Raw genomic sequence first — 16,933 nt, 5'->3', positions numbered from 1 at the left:
TCTCAGCAGGACATGTCCCCCACTGCAGCGCCGCGCACCCTCAGTGATCGGCTAGAGACCGAGCGCTTCGCCTTAAGTTTTTCGGGCCAAGGTTTTGACTGGCTGCGTCCCCTCGCCGAGGCCACCGAAGCCGGGGCTGATGAGTCCCGCTTGCGCGGGATCGTCGCCGATGCCGAGCAGCGCCTCAGCGAACTCAACGAAGAACTCGCCGGAGTGCTCCCCCTCGGTTTCACCCCCTTCCGTTGGGCGGGGCTCGATGATGTTCCTGCCGGATCGGATCACGGATATAGCGCCAATGCGGCGGTGTCTGTGCCCGGTATTGTGCTCGCCCAGATCGCCACTCTCGATGCGCTGGGTGCCCAGGACGTGCCCTGGAAGCGCGCCGAGCTGTCCATCGGCCACTCTCAGGGACACCTCGGCGTGGAATATGCCCGCACCCCCGAGCGCGCCAGCGAGCTGCTGGTGATCGCTCGGCTCATCGGTGCGGCGATTACCCGCACCGCCCAGCGCAGTGGTGTGATCAGCGAAGGGGAGCGTCGCCCGATGCTCGCCATCGGTGGTGTTGAGCGCTCCATCGTGGAAGAGGAGCTGCACGGCACCGAGGCCGTCGTGGGGCTGCACAACGGCCCCGATGCGCAGGTAATTGTGGGCACCCCCGCCGAGTTGGAGCTGGTGCAGCAGCGTCTGAGCCGCCGCGCCGAGAAGGAGCAGCAGGCGCTGGAGAATAAAGAGCGCGGTGGCTCCGCCCTGCGCCCCACGTTCAGCCCCATTGCTGTGACCGCCGGCTTCCACCACCCCGTCATGGAGGATGCCGTTCAGCTCACTCTCGATTGGGCCCGTCGCCTCGAGGTGGATGAGCAGCTCGCCGAGCGCTGCGCCCGCGCCGTGCTGGTCGATAGCGTGGACTGGCCCCGCGAGCTGCGCCGGGTGCGTGACGCAGGGGTGTCCTGGTTGCTCGAAATCGGCCCAGGCGAGGGCGTGGCGAAGCTCTCGGCGCCGCAACTCGCCGGCACCGGCATCGCTGTGGTGCGCGCCGGCACCGCCGAGGGGCAGGGCCAGCTCTCTGACCCGCATGCTGCCATTCCGCAGGCTGTGGACTACAGCGACTTCGCCCCGCGCCTCAGCGCCGATGGCCGGCGTGTTGAAACCACCTTCACGCGGCTGACCGGGCGCTCGCCGATCCTTTTGGCCGGCATGACCCCCACCACGGTGGATCCGGAGATTGTTGCTGCCGCCGCGAATGCCGGCTACTGGGCAGAACTCGCCGGCGGTGGCCAGGTCACCCCGGAGATCCTGGATGAGAACCTCACCCGTTTGGGCGAGCTGCTCGAGCCGGGAGTCAATGCCCAGTTCAACTCCATGTTCCTTGACCCCTACCTCTGGGGCATGCACATCGGCGGTAAAAAGCTGGTGCGCAAGGCCCGCGCCCATGGCGCCCCGATTGATGGTGTGGTGATCACCGCCGGTATCCCGGAGCGCGAGGAAGCCGTGCAGCTCATCCACGAGCTGCGTGCCGAGGGCATTCCGTGGGTGGCCTTCAAGCCGGGCGCGGTCAAGCACATCAAGCAGGTCTTGGCCATTGCCCGCGAGGTTCCCGAGGTGCCGGTGATCATGCACGTCGAAGGCGGCGTTGCCGGCGGTCACCACTCCTGGGAGTCCCTCGATGACTTGCTGCTGAATACCTATGAGCAGATCCGCCGCCAGCCCAATACCGTGCTGGTTGTCGGCGGCGGTATTGGTACTCCCGAGCGCGCCGCGGATTACATCACCGGCCGCTGGGCCGAGGCCTATGGTCGCGTCGCGATGCCGGTGGACGGCGTGCTCGTCGGCACCGCTGCCATGGCGGCGCGCGAGGCCTGCACCTCCCCGCAGGTGAAGCAGGCTCTGGTGGATACCGCAGGCCCGAATGATTGGGTTCCCGCCGGGTCCGCCAAGGGGGGAATGGCCTCCGGTCGCTCCCAGCTGGGGGCCGATATTCACGAGATTGATAATTCCTTCGCCCGCGCCGGGCGCCTGCTCGATGAGGTCGCCGGCGATGCCGAGGCCGTGGCCGCCCGCCGCGAGGAGATCGTCACCGCCATCAACGCCACCTGCAAGAAGTACTTCGGCGATCTGGAGGAGATGAGCTACCGCACCTGGCTGGAGCGCTATCTCGAACTGTCCGGCCCGGATGGCTCCGGCTGGGTGGATAAGACCTGGCACACCCGCTTCCAGCACATGCTTCAGCGCACCGAGGCACGCCTGAACCCCGCCGATCATGGCGAGCATCTCTCGCAGCTCTCCCCGCTGGAGCTGGAGGATGATCCGGCCGCCGCCGTGGCTGAGGCCGCCGCGGCCTATGATCTCGACCGCCGCCTCCACCCTGCGGATGTGGAGTGGTTCATCGCCGAGCTGCGCACCCCGGGTAAGCCGGTCAATTTCGTGCCCGTGATCGACGAGAACGTCCGCCGCTGGTGGCGTTCCGATTCGCTGTGGCAGGCCCACGACCCGCGCTATAGCGCCGATGAAGTGTGCATCATTCCCGGCCCGGTGGCCGTGGCCGGCATTACCATCAAGGATGAGCCCATCGCCGAGTTGCTCGGCCGTTTCGACGCTGCCGTGGTCGAGGCCGCCCGCGATCGCGAGGCAGCTACCGAAGACACCCCTTCGCGCTTGTCGACGCTGCTCTCCAGCCCCACCACCTACTGGGCAGGCCGCAATGTCTCCTCCATCCTGCACGCGCTTGCTCCCGCTGCCGAGTGGGAGATTCTCTCGGCGGATTCCGCCCGCGAGCCGCGCACGGGTGCCCGCCTGCAGGTGCTCGACGATACGAGCGCTGAGCTGGTCGTCAGCCTCGCCGGCGAGCGCCGCTGCGAGGGCCTCGAGCTGCGCGTGAAGCTCGAGCTGCCGCAGGTCGATGGGGCCGCCCCGGTGGTCACCCAGCGCGCTGCGGAAGAGGCGATGGACACCCTCACCGAGATTGCCGCCGGTGGCTCCGTGGCTGAGCTGGTGGAGGGTGTTGCCACCCACGAGTTCACGATCGATGCCGATAAGGCCGCCGACTATCACAACCTCACCAGCGCGGCGCTGCGCGAGATCACCGTGGGCGGTAGCGATTCTCTCGCCCCCGATGTGCTGGTGGGTGCCTGCTGGCCGGCGATCTTCGCTGCTGTGCGCGGCGCCGAGATCCCAGGCCGCCCCGGTGAGCGCGTGGTCGAGGGCATGCTCTCTTTGGTTCACCTTGAGCACCACCTCACCCTGCGGGACGAGCAGGCCTCCACTGCGGGTCTGATTGGGGTGCCGCTGACCGCCACCGCCCATGCCGATGAAGTCAGTGATACCGATATCGGGCGTGTCGTGGTGGTGCGCGTGTCCATCAGCGATGCCGAGGGACGCGTGCGCGCCACATTGACCGAGCGTTTCGCTATTCGTGGCCGCCGTGGCCCTGCGACGGCGCGCACCAATACCTCGGCGCTGCCCTCGATCAGCCCCGTGACCCACTCGGCGCGCACCCGCGCCCAGGTGGTGGCACCGGAATCCATGCTGCCCTTCGCCGCTGTATCGGGAGATCGCAACCCGATCCACGTCTCGAGCACGGCCGCGCATCTGGCAGGGCTGGATGATGTGATCGTGCACGGCATGTGGACCTCCGCCGTGGCGGAGCTGGTCACCGCCGGCGCCTATGCCGACGATGCGGTGCGTACCGAGCCGGCCACCATTACCGAGTTCACCGCCACCATGCTGCGGCCTATTGCCCCCGGTGAGACCGTGGACTTCAAGGTCGAGCGCACCGGTGTGGATAACCGCCCCGGCCGCGGCGAGGTGCGCGAGGTCACCGCCAGCGTCAATGGCGAGACTGTGCTCACCGCAGTAGCCGTGATGGCAGCACCGACCACCTTCTACGCCTTCCCTGGCCAAGGTATCCAGCACGAGGGCATGGGCATGGAGGCCTATGCTTCCTCCCGCGAGGCCAAGCAGGTATGGGATCGCGCCGACGCCCATACCCGCGCTGCGCTGGGCTTCTCCGTGCTGGAGATCGTGCGCACCAACCCCCGCGAGGTCGTGGTGGGCGGAGAACGCTTCTTCCACCCCGACGGCGTGCTCTTCCTCACCCAGTTCACCCAGGTGGCCATGGCCACCCTTGGTGTGGCACAGGTGGCGCAGATGCGCGAAGCAGGAGTGCTCGACGATACTGCGTACTTCGCGGGTCACTCCGTGGGCGAGTACAACGCCCTGGCCGCCTACTCCGGGGCGCTGTCCTTGGAATCTGTGGTGGAAATCGTCTACGCCCGCGGGCTGACGATGCACCGGCTGGTGGAGCGCGATGAGCGAGGCGTGTCCAACTATGGTCTCGCCGCCCTGCGCCCCAATAAGTTCGGTCTGGCAGCAGATCAGGTGGCCGACTTCGTGGCCGAGGTATCGCGCAGCACCGGCGAGTTCCTCGAAATCGCCAATTACAACCTCAAGGGCAAACAATACGCCGTGGCCGGCACTCGCGCCGGTCTCAAGGCCCTCGCCGCTGCCGCCGAGCAGCGCGCCCCCGGTGCCCGCGGGCTCATCCTCATCCCCGGCATCGACGTGCCCTTCCACTCCTCTGTCCTGCGCGACGGAGTGGATGACTTCCGCGATCACCTCGACAGCCTGCTGCCCGCAGAGATCGACCCCGAGGTGCTGGTGGGACGCTATATCCCGAACTTGGTGGCACGCCCCTTCGCGATCACCGCGGAGTTCGTGGAGTCCATGCGGGAGGTCGTGGATTCCCCGATCCTGGACCGCTTGCTCGAGCGTTTCGACGCCGCGGTGGCGGAGAACACCGCCGCAGTGGCACGCACCATCCTGATCGAGCTGCTCGCATGGCAGTTCGCCTCCCCAGTGCGCTGGATCGAAACCCAGGACCTCATGCTCGCGGAGCTCGGTGTCGAGCGCTTCGTGGAGATCGGTGTGGCCAACGCGCCCACCCTGGCCAACATCATGGCCCAGACCGCAGCCGTGACCCCCGGTGGGGAAGGGCTGGAGGTGCTCAATATTGAGCGCGATCGCGGCATCGTCTTCGCCGAGGACAGCTTCTCCTTCGCCGCCCCGGAGGAGGAAGAAGCACCCGCCGAGAGCGCCGAGGATATCGAGCCCGCACCCGCGGCCCCGGCCACCCCGCCGGTGGCAGAGCCCGAGCCCGCCCCGGCCCCGGCTCCCGCTGCGGCCGCTGGCGATACCCCGGAGGTGGAGTTCACCCCGGCCGATGCCACCACTGTGCTGCTGAGCTTGTGGACGAAGGTGCAGCCGGGCCAAATCACCGCCACCGACACCATCGAAACCTTGACGGATGGCGTCTCCTCCCGACGTAACCAGCTCTTGCTGGATCTCGGCGTGGAGTTCGGCCTCGGGGCCATCGATGGCGCCGCCGATGCCGAGATCCCTGATCTGCAGGACACCGTGAGCCGCATGGCCAAGGGCTACCAGGCCTTTGGTCCGGTCCTCGGCGATGCCATCAGCGATGGGCTGCGCAAAGTCACCGGCCCTGCGGGCGCGAAGCCCGCGGCTGTCGCTGAGCGCGTGAGCCAGGTATGGCAGCTCGGCGAGGGCTGGCGTCTCCACGCCGAGGCCCAGATGGTGCTCGGCACCCGCGATGGCGACTCCGTGCGAGGTGGCGCGCTGGCAGAGCTCAGTCCCGCCCAGCCCAGCTCGGCCAGCGAGCTGGATCAGCTCATCGATAATGCTGTGCTCGCTGCGGGAGAGCGCCTGGGAGTGAGCGTCGCTAAGCCCGCGGCGGCAGGAGGGGAGCAGACCGCGGTGGATTCCGCTGCCCTCGGCGCCTTCGCGGAGCAGGTCACCGGTAAGGCCGGTGTGCTCGCCGAAACCGCGCGCATGATTCTCAAGCAGCTTGGCCACGATCACGCCCCGCAAACCGTGGGTCTGGATGATCACAGCGCCGATGAAAAGCTCTTCGAGTTGGTCTCGGCGGAGCTCGGCCAGAACTGGCCGCGCATGGTCTCCCGCAATTTCGATCCGCGGCGCGCGGTGCTTCTCGACGACCGCTGGGCCTCGGCGCGCGAGGACATCACCCGCGCCGGGTTGGGTCTGGTTGATCCCGAGAGCATTGACGTTAGTGGTGCGGGCGAGACTGTCGCCGCCCACGCCCGTCACTTCGGGCTCGACTCCCTCGCCCAGCAGGCCCTCGAGCAGGGCCACGGCAGCTTCGCTGAGGACGTGGCTGTGGTCACCGGTTCCTCGCCGCAGTCCATTGCTGCCGCCGTGGTGGGAGAGCTGCTGGCCGAAGGCGCCACCGTAATCACCACCACCTCGAGGCTGAGCCATGAGCGCTTGGAGTTCTACAAGCGGCTCTACGCGGAGCACGCCCGCTTCGGCGCCACCCTGTGGGTGATCCCCGCCAACCTAGCCTCCTATGCGGACCTCGATGCGGTCGTGGAGTGGATTGGCTCCGAACAGCGGGTCACTGTGGGCGCATCCTCCGTGGTGACGAAGCCGGCGCTCGTGCCGAGCCTGATCTTCCCCTTCGCCGCCCCGCCGGTGCAGGGCAGCATCGACGAGGCCGGCCCGCAGGCAGAAAACCAGATGCGCTTGCTCCTGTGGTCGGTGGAACGTCTCATCGCCGGGCTCTCCGCCCTGGGCCGCGATACCCACGTGGGCCAGCGCACCCACGTGGTGCTGCCGGGCTCGCCCAACCGCGGAATCTTCGGCGGCGATGGCGCCTATGGAGAGTCCAAGGCCGCCCTCGACGCCCTAGTGAATCGCTGGAGCGTGGAGGAGAACTTCTCCGCCCGCACCACCCTGGCCCACGCCCTGATCGGCTGGGTGCGCGGCACCGGGTTGATGGGCGCGAATGATCCGCTCGTCGAGCTGGTCGAAGACAAGGGCGTGCGCACCTACTCCACCGACGAGATTGCCCGCGAACTCATCTCCTTGGCCTCGCAGGAGTCGCGCCAGGCTGCCGCCGAAACGCCGCTGCTCGCCGATTTCACTGGCGGGCTCGCCGAGGCGCAGCTCAACCTCGCGGAGCTGGCACGCTCCGCGGCCGACAACCCCGCCGCCGAGCAGCTGCAGGAGGTGGACACCACCCCGCGCTTCCACGCGCTGCCGAGTGTGCCGGCACTGCCCGCAGCACCGGCCACGGCCGCCGCAGCCTTCCACGGCTCGGTGAGCGCCTCCCTGGAAAACATGGTGGTCATGGTCTCCGCCGCGGAGCTGGGGCCCTATGGCTCCTCGCGCACCCGCTTCGAGGCCGAGCTGAGCGGCGATCTCAGCGCCGCCGGCGTGGTCGAGTTGGCTTGGTCCATGGGGCTGATCTCCTATGAGGACGGCGCCTGGCTCACCGCCGAAGGTGAGGAGATCGCCGAGGACGAGATCTTTGACGCCTATCACGATGAGGTGCTTGGCCGCGTCGGCGTGCGCCAGTACCACGATGATTTCTCCATGGTGTCGAACCTCGCCCCGCAGCTGAGCAAGATCTACCTCGAAGAGGACCTCACCTTCGCCGTGGCGACCCGCGAGGAGGCCGAGGGCTATGCTGCTGAAGACTCCAACACGGTGGTGCGCTTCCACCCAGAAACCGAGGAATGGCTGGTCACCCGACCCGCTGGCTCCGAGGTGCGGGTGCCCACCCGCGCGGTGATGTCGCGCTTCGTGGGCGGGCAGATCCCCGAGGGCTTTGATCCCACTCGCTGGGGCATTCCCGCGGAGATGGTCAACAACCTCGACCGCGTGGCCGTGTGGAACCTCGTGTGCACCGTGGACGCCTTCCTCTCTGCGGGCTTCACTCCCGCCGAGATCCTGGCGCATGTGCACCCGGCGAAGGTCAGCTCCACCCAGGGCACCGGCATGGGCGGCATGTCCTCCATGCGCTCGCTCTACGTGGACGGCTTGCTCAACGAGGCCCGTGCCAACGACATCCTGCAAGAAGCCCTACCCAATGTGGTGGCGGCGCACGTCATGCAGGCCTATGTGGGCGGCTACGGCCAGATGGTGCACCCGGTGGCGGCCTGCGCCACGGCGGCCGTGTCGGTGGAAGAAGGCATGGATAAGATCCGCCTCGGCAAGGCCGATGTGGTGGTCACCGGCGGTATCGATGATCTCTCCGTGGAGGGCATCACCGGCTTCGGCGACATGTCCGCTACCGCCGATTCCCAGGTGATGCGGGATAAGGGCATCGAGGATCGCTACTTCTCCCGCGCGAATGATCGACGCCGCGCCGGGTTCGTCGAATCCGCTGGCGGCGGCACGCTGCTGCTCATGCGCGGCTCGGTGGCCCTGGAGCTGGGCATGCCGGTGCAAGCGGTGGTGGGCTACGCCCAGTCCTTCGCCGATGGCCTGCACACCTCCATCCCCGCGCCGGGACTCGGTGCCCTGGCCGCGGCCCAAGGTGGCACGCATTCGGCGTTGGCTACCCAGCTGGCCGAGTTGGGCGTGCACGCAGATGACATCCGCGTGGTGTCGAAGCACGACACCTCCACCAACGCCAATGACCCCAACGAGTCTGAGCTGCACGAGCGTATCCAGCAGGCCCTTGGCCGCGATGCGGGCAGCCCGCTGTATGTGATCTCGCAGAAGAGTCTCACCGGCCACGCCAAGGGTGGTGCCGCAGCCTTCCAGCTCACCGGCCTCGCCCAGGTATTGCGCTCTGGTGTGATTCCCGCGAACTTCTCGCTGGATTGCGTGGATCCCGTGCTGGCCGAGCATCCGCACCTGGTGTGGCTGCGCCAGCCGCTCAAGATGCCGGAGCAGGACGTGCTCAAGGCTGGGTTTGTCTCCTCGCTCGGTTTCGGTCACGTCTCGGCACTGGTGGCTCTGGTCCACCCGGCGGCCTTCTATGAGGCGGTGCGGGCCCAGCGCGGCGAGGACGCGGCAGCAGAGTGGGCCGCACAGGCCGCGGCTCGGGAACAGGCGGGTGCCGAGCGTATCCTCGCCGGCATCTACGGTGCCGCGCCGCTGTATGAGCGCACCTCCGGCCGCAACCTGGGCGACGATGGCGATGCCGCCCATGAGCGGGAGGTCGCCATGCTGCTCGACGCCGACGCCCGGCTCCGCGATGGCCGCTACCGCCTGTCCACCGAGGGCTAAGGCAGTGGACCCAGCCCAGCAGCCGCCAGAGTTCCCGCACCTGCCGGTGCGGGGGTGCGGGATTGATCTGGTGCACGTGCCGGGTTTTGCCGAGCAGCTCGCCCAGCCAGGTACCCGCTTCGCGCGGGTATTCCACGGCAGCGAGCTGCGCCACGCCCAGCAGCGCGGCTTGACTGGCCTGCCCCGGGCCCGGCATCTCGCGGGGCGGTGGGCGGCCAAAGAGGCCTGGATTAAGGCCTGGTCGCAGGCGCTATTTGGGCAGCCTCCCGTGCTGGCTGAACACGAGGTGGATTTCCGCGACATCGTGGTGCAGGCCGATCCCTTCGGCCGAGTCCAGCTCCGGCTGCGCGGCCGGCTGCGAGCCCTAGCCGCAGAAAGTCTCGGGATCAGCGCGGAGCACCTCGATGCTTCCGTGCAGCTGAGTATCAGCCATGACGGCGACTACGCAGTAGCGGTCTGCGTACTCAGCTAGCCCCGCCCCACAGCCGCCCCATAGCCGCCCCACACGGCCCCGCCCACACAGGCGCGGGCAGTGGGGCGGCTAGGCTGGGATTTGTGAGTATCTCGAAAGATTTCGATGACTACCTCGCCGAACATCAGCTCGTTCCTGCGGCGGAGGTCATCCCCGAGCACCCCTGCCAAGATTTTTCCCATAATGAGCACGTGGTGGATGCCCCCACCCCTGGCCGCCGTGCCGCGGCGTCCGCAGCAGAGACCGCCGGGCGCGGAGCAGAATCCTTGCAGTCAGAGGAGCAGGACGCGCTAGACGAGGCGGCCCGCCTCGCCCACGCCATGCTGGGAGAGAACACCCCTGGGTGAGTACAACGCCTAGCCTTGGGCGACGGAGAAGAGATAGGCAATGAGCATGCGCTTGATCTCCTCCACCGTGGTGAGATAGGTCTCCGGCGAGGCGGTGGCATCGCGCACCGCGAAATTAAGCAGCGAGGTGGCGGTGTGCACCAAAATCCCGGCATGTTTGCGGCGCTCGGGAAGTGGCAGCGTCGGGGCGAGGGGGATGAGTACCTCCGCCAGTAAGTCCAAAAGCTCCGATTCGGTGGCCGCCCCCGTGGCGCGGGTCGCTGGGGTGGACTGGATGGCATGCCACACCGCCCGCCGGGAGGGATCTGCCTTCCACAGCTGGGCCAGGTGGTCGATGAAATTATCTAGAAAATCCGGCCACTGAATTGATGGATCGCGGCTGGGCCATTTCTTCAGCTCGGCCACAATCACCGCGGTGTCTTGGCGATCCAGCTCGCAGATCATCACATATTTATTGGCAAAGAACTGATACAGGGTGCCAATCGGCACCTCGGCCCGCTTGGCCACCTCGTCGAAGGTGAAGGATTCAAACCCGTGATCCACGAGGACGCTGCGCGCGGCCTCCAGCATGCGGGCAAATTTCTCCCGACTGCGTTGCTGGGCTGGGCGGCGGCGCGGAACCAGAATTTCGGGATCGCCATCGCGGGTATCGGAGGCATCGCTGCGCTGCTGCGCTGCGGAGTCAGTGTGCTGCATCAAAGAAGGCTCGGACGCGGCGGAGCGCGTCTCGGCGGAGCCGGTGTGATCGGAGGTTCTAGCCATGGTAGCTACCGAGTCTATCGAAAGAAAACGCCCCTGTGAACACTGTTTATCCTCGTACCGCCCAGCTATCTGGGCGGCTAGAGCACGTCGCGCAGAATCCGATCGACGTGGCCTTTGGCGCGCACATTGTACTGGGCGCTGGCGATGCGTCCGTGCTCGTCTACCAAGAAGGTGGAGCGAATCACGCCCTGGACTACCTTGCCGTAGTTCTTCTTTTCACCGAAGGCGCCCCACTGGGTCATCACCTCTTTATCGGGATCGGAGAGCAGCGTGAAGGTGAGTCCGTGATCGGCGCGGAAGGCCGCGAGCTTGTCCGGGCTATCAGGGGAGATGCCCACCACAGCCACGCCGAGATCATTGAGCCGAGCCAGGTTGTCACGAAAATCGCAGGCTTCGGTGGTGCAGCCGGGGGTGTTGGCGCGCGGGTAGAAGTACACCAGAACGCGCTGTCCACGGAAGTCCGCAAGGCTGACTGTCTCGTTGGCGTCGTTGAGCAAAGAGATAGCGGGGGCGGTATCGCCCTCGCTGAGGCGAATGGAAGCGGGTTGAGTCATGGCTCTAGGGTAGGCGAGCGTTCGGCATTTCTGCAGTGCGGTGGGCATGCCGACTAGAAACCACAGCGTGGTTTTAGGTAGGCTCATGCAGGTAAACGCCGCGCCCTGCTGGGCGCACAGTACATGGATAAAACTAGCTAGGGGAGTATCGACAACAGTGGCACGCAATATTGAGGACATTCAGCGCGACATCGAGCGCACTCGCAAGAACCTGGCGAACACCCTCGATGAGCTTGCCGAGCGCAGCCAGCCCAAGAACATCGTGAACGACGCGAAGAAGGAAGCCACCAACAAGCTGCAGGACCCGAAGGTGCAGAAGATTCTGGCTGGCGTGGGCGCGGTTGTTGTGGGTGCAGTCGTCGTTGGCGTGCTGCGTTCCCGCAAGCGCAACAAGGATCTCAAGGAGATTCAGAAGCTGCTCGCTTCCCGTTAATCTTTATCGCTTTTCGCTTTTCGACGCCCCGCCGCGCCGATGATCCCCGAGGGGAGTCGGTGTGGCGCGGGCTTTTTTAAGCCTGGCAACGCTGAATATATGAGACCCCAATGAGTAGCAGTGACCGTCCTGAGCGGCTGACCGTCACCTCCCGCCACTACAACGTGGTGGGCCTGATCGGGGTAGCCCTATTTTTCGCCGCAGCCTATACGCCCTCATTGCTGCCCCGCACCTGGTATTACCAAGGCATTGTCTCTGGGGTGACCGCGAATATCGGCTATTGCGTGGGCGTGGGCTTAAGCCAGCTGGGGTGGATGCTGCTGCGCCGTCTCGGCCCGCGCACCGCGCGCCTGCAGCTCTCTGATCGCCAGCGCCGGCTGATCGACTATATCGGCATCCTGGTGCTCGCCCTCGTGGCCCTCGGGGTGGTGTGGGCGTCGCTATCGTGGCAGGAGCAGCTCGCCGCCGCGCAGGGGCTGCCCACCCCGCACCTCACCCACTTCTTACCGCTCTCTGCGGCCCTCGGGCTGGCGCTGTGCTTTGGGCTGATCTGGCTGTGGCGGCTGCTGGCGGCGTGGGCGGAGTCCACGGCAGAGGTGCTGGAACATCGCGGCCTACCGCCCGGGATCGCGGCCGTGGTGTCGAATATCTTCGTGGTGGTGATCATGGTGGCCAGTGTGGGAATCATCATCCCCAATACGGGTCTGACCATCATCGAGCGCCAAGCGGCCGATCGCAATGCCACCTATCGCGAAGATATCGCCCCACCCACGGTGGCCTATCGCTCGGCTGGACCCGGCAGCGAGATCTCATGGGAGGGCCTCGGCTATGAGGGCTCGCGTTTCATCGCCGATGGCGCCACCAAGCAGCAGCTAGAAGCAGTGACACAGCGGCCCGCCCGCGAGCCGATCCGCCTCTACGCTGGGGTGGGCAATGGCGCGGATATGCAGGAGCGCGTCGATAAGCTGCTGGCGGAACTCGATCGCACCGGGGCTGCCGACCGGCAGGCATTGCTCATCCTCCCAGTCACCGGCACAGGGTGGGCCAATCCGGTGGCGGCCCAGGCCTTCGAGCTGCTCTTTGCTGGCGATACCGCCATTGCCAGTGCCCAATTCGGCGTGCTGCCCTCTGCGGTGTCCTTCCTCAGCGACTCGGGGGCCGCCGCGGAGGCGGGGCGCGAGTTGATCCACACGGTGGCGCAATGGTGGTCTGACCTGCCCGCCGCGCACCGACCCGAGCTCTATCTCTATGGCGAGTCCCTTGGGACCACGGGCGTGGAGGCGGCACTGGAATCCTTGCGCGCCCTCAATGTGGAACCCGATGGGGTGTTCATGGTTGGCCCGCCGCGCAGCAATGAGCTGCACCGTTGGCTCACCAGCAATCGCGAACCGGGTAGTCCCGAATATCAGCCACGGATGCCGGAATCGAGCGCCGTGCGCTTTGCCGCCACCGGCCGCCACGCGCGGCAGTTGGGAGCAGATCCCCGCTGGGGCGAGCATCGACTGCTCTATCTGCAGCATGCCACCGACCCGGTGGTGTGGTGGGAGCCGAATCTACTGTGGAAGCGCCCCGACTGGCTCGTCGAGCCGCTTGGTCCAGGGCGTGCCCCACAAATGACGTGGTATCCCGTGATCACCTTTTGGCAAGTCAGCGCCGATCTCGGTGGGGCAGCGGACGTGCCGGATGGATTCGGGCACAACTACGCCACGGAGCTTCTCGACGGCTGGATTGCCGTCACCCGCAGTGCGCGTGTCAGCGATGCGGATGCTGAGCAGCTGCGCGCGGAACTGGATGTGCTGCTGCAGCGCCAAGGGCCGGAAAAGGGGCATATCAGCGAGCTCGGGGATAGCTAGAGGCCAAGGGGCATTGCTCTGCGAACAGCGAGGACTAGGGTTTTACATATGAATTCCTCAGCGCGCCCCGTAGTACCACGCTCTCTCATTGTTGCCTTCTGGGGCACCGGAATCTCCCTACTGGCCTCGGTCGTGATCATGGTCATGCTCTACATCGTGGCCTCGAGCGCGGCAGAAGTTCCTATGTTCATCTCGGTCATCGTGTTGAACCTCAGTGCCTTCGTGGCCTTTATTGCCGCTGCTCTCGCCGCTGCACAACACCCAGGGCCAGTGCGCACCCACGCCACCGTTCTCCTCGCCTCTATTGTGCTTGGCCGGATTATTCTCGCCATCGGCGGCGGCAGGGTGGAAACCACAGGGGCGCTTGCCACCCTTCAGATCATCAGCATCGTGCTCCTGCTGGGAGCCATGATCTACGTTGGGCTGGGGATGAAGAAGGGCTTCGCTGCGGCGTAGAGAGGCTGTTGCAGATGGCGATGACGAGGTATGCCGCCGGTACAGCCCGCGCCGAATAGCGAGAAACCCAGTCGGGAGTGCTCCCGACTGGGGTGAAGTGTGTGCCCACTTGGTATGTGGACACTGTCAGTAAACCTCAGGGTTACTTATCGCATGCGATGCCGTCTTTGTCTCGATCGAGCCCAGGGCGATAGCCTGGCTGGCCGGCATAGATGGGGGCTACGCCAGCGGCTCGGGCTGCGTCACAGTTCGGGTAGTAGGCGTTGGCAGGAGCCGGCGCGGGGGCTGGTGCGGGAGCTGGCGCAGGAGCTGGTGCGGGAGCTGGCGCAGGAGCCGGCGCGGGGGCTGGTGCGGGAGCAGGGTTGGGCGACGTGGTTGGAGCAGGTTCAGGCTCGGGTTCCGGCGCGGGGACAATATTCGCCCGCGACGGCTCATCCCGCTGGGGCTGAGTTGTGCTATTTGAGGTGCTGCTACGCCGCTCAGGCTTAGGGGACTCTTTTTTGTGGCTCGTGCTGGTGCTAGTGGTAGTAGAGCGCTCAGTCCTAGTAGGTGTAGTGGTGCTCGTCGTTGTCTTGCTCGTGGTGCTCGTCGTTGTCTTGCTCGTGCTGGTGGTTGAGCCGTCTGAAGACCCCTTCTTGTCCGAGGAAGGCAAAACCGCCCCTCCTGCGGCAAGCAGCACGACGCTAGATAAAGCAATGATCACCCATTTACGGGGAGCTTTAGTTACTGGCACAGACGCCCCCTGTAGGAGTTGGCGGTCTCCCCCGGTGAGGTATCCGGCAAGTTGCCGGTCTCGCTCTACCTGCTGTTGGAGCTTCCTATCGCGGAATTGGTAGTAAAACCACGCTGCGCCGGGGAGGATGATAGCGATGGAGGTAAAGAGGCCGCTGATAAATGATCGCGTTCCGCTGGTGATGGTGAGAAGGTTGATGAGAAATAGGAGGCCGCCGATGATGAGGGATACGGTGGCAAGAACCTTTGGAGTTCTATTTGTGTTGTGGGGGCTGTTCACGGTGGGACCTTGGGTAGCGTGATGAGGTAGAGATGGTTGGTTATCGGAGGCGCTGCGGCTGTACAGGCGTGTGGTGATGCTCGCTACACGCTGAGGCGGTACGTGCCTCGCGTCTGTGATGATATATCTCCGTGCACCGTAAGTCCTTGGTTTTGGTGAGATTGCGACGGCGTTAGCCCCTACAGGGGGCATGCGTCGACGTACCTACAACCCCAGTGCAGAGATACAACAATCCCCTCTAGGCGAGATAACCGCCTAGAGGGGATATAAAGAAAAAGTGCGCCATCAGGGACTCGAACCCCGAACCCGCTGATTAAGAGTCAGCTGCTCTGCCAATTGAGCTAATGGCGCATGCTCTGCGTCCCTGCCGTGATGGCCGGTGCGCTGTGCAACGAGATGTTATATTACAAACAGTTTCACACCTTGTAAAATCGCCAGCTCAAGGGCCATTTACGGGCTTCGCGCGCCGCGTGTGGATGCGTGGTGTGGGACGGGGTGTATCGCTGCGTTTGTGGGGATAATGTGCGGCGCTCCTCGTCGGAATGATGGTGCCGCGGCAGCTGCCTGACAAGGCTCGGGGAGGGGCTCGATTTTTGACACACAGTGTCGACACCAGAGCGTGTGACATGCGATAAGCAACAGTTTGGTCACGGTTTTGGGAAGCGCTTTTTCCGACGCGGTCTGAGGGCGCGGGGCGTGTACAATCCACCGAGACTATGGTTTATCGACGGAGTGAAATGTTTAGCACAGGGCGGTTCTCTTTTAGTGGGCTGACGGGCGCGGTCAGCGGGGGTTTTAGGGCTCAGTCTCGGCTGCTGCGAGCGCTGATGGCGCTGCTCGTGTCGTGTTCGCTGGTTCTTGCCGGATGCACGATCGGTAACGGCAACGCGGAAGAAGAGGCAGCTGAGCAGGCCAAGATAGAGAAGGTCCGCGAGGAGGAAACTCCGAAGCTGAATGTCGGCGATGAGGCCACGGATGTCAATCCCACGGAGCCCATCGAGGTCACTGTCGAGCACACCACCCTGACGTCGGTGACGATGACGAACGAAGCTGGCAAGGTGGTCGAAGCCGAGATCAGCGACAACGGTAAGAAGTGGCATGTCACAGAGCCACTGGGCTATTACCGCACCTACACCGTGGATGCGCAGGCCGCGAATGGCCAGTCCCTCGAGGCAAGTTTCACCACGGTCGCACCCGATGGCCGGGCGGCTGTCTACTTGGGGCCGCTGGATGGCTCGGTCGTGGGCGTGGGCCAGACTATCTCTTTCCGTTTTAACGCCCCGATTGCGGATCGTCAGGCTGCCCAGGACGCTATTACCGTGAGCACTACCCCTGAGGTAGAGGGCGCATTCTATTGGCTGAATAATTCGGAGATGCGCTGGCGTCCGGCCGAGTTCTGGCCCAGCGGCACCGAGGTTGAGGTGAAGGCCGATATCTATGGCGTCGATTTGGGCAACGGCATGTACGGCAACGCCGATAATGAAATCTCGTTCAGCATCGGTGATGAAATCATCAGCACCGTCGATGACTCGACCAAGACCATGACGGTGACCAAAAACGGTGAGGTGCTCAAGACGATGCCCGTCTCCTTGGGCGATGCCGATTTCCCCACGCCGAATGGCACCTACATGATTGGCGATCAGAACCCCTCGATGATCATGGATTCTTCTACCTTCGGCCTGGCCGTGGATAGCCCCCGCGGTTATCGACAGAAGGTGGACTGGGCCACCCAGATGTCCTGGTCGGGAATCTATGTGCACTCCGCGCCGTGGTCCATGTGGGCCCAGGGCAGCACGAATACCTCCCACGGCTGTGTGAACGTCTCTCCAGAGAACGCCAAGTGGTTCCAGGAGCTGGTCAAGCGCGGCGATGTGGTGAAGGTAAAAAACACCATCGGCGGCGAGCTCTCCGGCTTTGATGGTCTCGGCGACTGGAATATTCCTTGGGAAACATGGAAGAAGGGCAACGCGGACCAAACCTCCTCGTGGTAAAC

At 65.1% G+C, this 16,933-nt stretch carries 10 protein-coding genes and 1 tRNA gene; 7 read left to right on the top strand and 4 right to left on the bottom strand.

Going from position 1 to position 16,933, the window contains the following annotated elements; translation table 11 throughout:
* Window positions 1–12 precede the first annotated feature (12 nt).
* The 3 genes from KRX12_RS02520 to KRX12_RS02510 all read left to right on the top strand — a co-directional run bounded on the left by KRX12_RS02520 (window position 13) and on the right by KRX12_RS02510 (window position 9,870).
* Window positions 13–9,051, top strand: coding sequence for a type I polyketide synthase (locus tag KRX12_RS02520; protein ID WP_255550054.1), 9,039 nt, complete (start codon window positions 13–15; stop codon window positions 9,049–9,051).
* A 46-nt stretch (window positions 9,052–9,097) separates the two neighbouring features.
* On the top strand, window positions 9,098–9,523 hold the full coding sequence (locus KRX12_RS02515; protein WP_192796373.1) for a holo-ACP synthase: 426 nt from the start codon (window positions 9,098–9,100) through the stop codon (window positions 9,521–9,523).
* Window positions 9,524–9,606: 83 nt separating this feature from the next.
* Window positions 9,607–9,870 carry a hypothetical protein gene (locus tag KRX12_RS02510; protein WP_218365581.1) on the top strand — a complete coding sequence of 88 codons (264 nt, stop codon included), beginning with the start codon at window positions 9,607–9,609 and terminating at the stop codon, window positions 9,868–9,870.
* 9 nt (window positions 9,871–9,879) lie between these two features.
* On the opposite strand, the gene KRX12_RS02505 is transcribed toward KRX12_RS02510, so the two are convergent.
* Window positions 9,880–10,566 carry a TetR family transcriptional regulator gene (locus tag KRX12_RS02505; RefSeq protein ID WP_370625523.1) on the bottom strand — a complete coding sequence of 229 codons (687 nt, stop codon included), beginning with the start codon at window positions 10,564–10,566 and terminating at the stop codon, window positions 9,880–9,882.
* 143 nt (window positions 10,567–10,709) lie between these two features.
* The gene (gene bcp, locus KRX12_RS02500) at window positions 10,710–11,186 is read right to left on the bottom strand and encodes a thioredoxin-dependent thiol peroxidase (RefSeq protein WP_218365580.1); all 477 of its coding nucleotides are present in this window, start codon (window positions 11,184–11,186) and stop codon (window positions 10,710–10,712) included.
* 157 nt (window positions 11,187–11,343) lie between these two features.
* On the opposite strand from bcp, the gene KRX12_RS02495 reads away from it, so the two are divergent.
* The 3 genes from KRX12_RS02495 (at window position 11,344) to KRX12_RS02485 (ending at window position 13,928) form a co-directional block, all read left to right on the top strand.
* Window positions 11,344–11,619 (top strand): DUF3618 domain-containing protein, encoded by a 276-nt coding sequence (locus KRX12_RS02495; protein ID WP_151529758.1) that lies wholly within the window; start codon window positions 11,344–11,346, stop codon window positions 11,617–11,619.
* A 110-nt stretch (window positions 11,620–11,729) separates the two neighbouring features.
* The gene (locus KRX12_RS02490; protein WP_218365579.1) at window positions 11,730–13,472 is read left to right on the top strand and encodes an alpha/beta-hydrolase family protein; all 1,743 of its coding nucleotides are present in this window, start codon (window positions 11,730–11,732) and stop codon (window positions 13,470–13,472) included.
* Window positions 13,473–13,520: 48 nt separating this feature from the next.
* Entirely contained in the window at window positions 13,521–13,928 is a 408-nt protein-coding gene (locus KRX12_RS02485; RefSeq protein WP_218365578.1) for a hypothetical protein, read from the top strand.
* Between the two features lie 142 nt (window positions 13,929–14,070).
* Here the strand turns inward: KRX12_RS02485 and KRX12_RS02480 are convergent, their stop codons facing one another.
* Together KRX12_RS02480 and KRX12_RS02475 are read right to left on the bottom strand one after the other, a co-directional pair.
* Window positions 14,071–15,132 carry an excalibur calcium-binding domain-containing protein gene (locus tag KRX12_RS02480; protein ID WP_218365577.1) on the bottom strand — a complete coding sequence of 354 codons (1,062 nt, stop codon included), beginning with the start codon at window positions 15,130–15,132 and terminating at the stop codon, window positions 14,071–14,073.
* Between the two features lie 86 nt (window positions 15,133–15,218).
* Window positions 15,219–15,291: transfer RNA gene (locus tag KRX12_RS02475), tRNA-Lys, on the bottom strand.
* Between the two features lie 386 nt (window positions 15,292–15,677).
* Here KRX12_RS02475 and KRX12_RS02470 point away from each other — a divergent pair.
* Window positions 15,678–16,931, top strand: coding sequence for an Ig-like domain-containing protein (locus KRX12_RS02470; RefSeq protein ID WP_218365576.1), 1,254 nt, complete (start codon window positions 15,678–15,680; stop codon window positions 16,929–16,931).
* Window positions 16,932–16,933: the final 2 nt, after the last annotated feature.

Source organism: Corynebacterium sp. TAE3-ERU2, assembly GCF_019209955.1.
GTDB classification, from domain to species: Bacteria; Actinomycetota; Actinomycetes; order Mycobacteriales; family Mycobacteriaceae; genus Corynebacterium; species Corynebacterium megadyptis.
Note: the sequence above shows the minus strand (reverse complement) of the source record. Positions and strands in the feature narration are given on the sequence as shown.

Bases quoted from the DNA above. Each gene is read 5' to 3' on its own strand.
- KRX12_RS02520 (WP_255550054.1), top strand. From the start codon at position 13: ATGTCCCCCACTGCAGCGCCGCGCACCCTCAGTGATCGGCTAGAGACC.
- KRX12_RS02505 (WP_370625523.1), bottom strand. From the start codon at position 10,566: ATGCAGCACACTGACTCCGCAGCGCAGCAGCGCAGCGATGCCTCCGAT.
- KRX12_RS02490 (WP_218365579.1), top strand. From the start codon at position 11,730: ATGAGTAGCAGTGACCGTCCTGAGCGGCTGACCGTCACCTCCCGCCAC.
- KRX12_RS02470 (WP_218365576.1), top strand. From the start codon at position 15,678: ATGTTTAGCACAGGGCGGTTCTCTTTTAGTGGGCTGACGGGCGCGGTC.
- bcp (WP_218365580.1), bottom strand. From the start codon at position 11,186: ATGACTCAACCCGCTTCCATTCGCCTCAGCGAGGGCGATACCGCCCCC.
- KRX12_RS02480 (WP_218365577.1), bottom strand. From the start codon at position 15,132: ATGCCCCCTGTAGGGGCTAACGCCGTCGCAATCTCACCAAAACCAAGG.
- KRX12_RS02485 (WP_218365578.1), top strand. From the start codon at position 13,521: ATGAATTCCTCAGCGCGCCCCGTAGTACCACGCTCTCTCATTGTTGCC.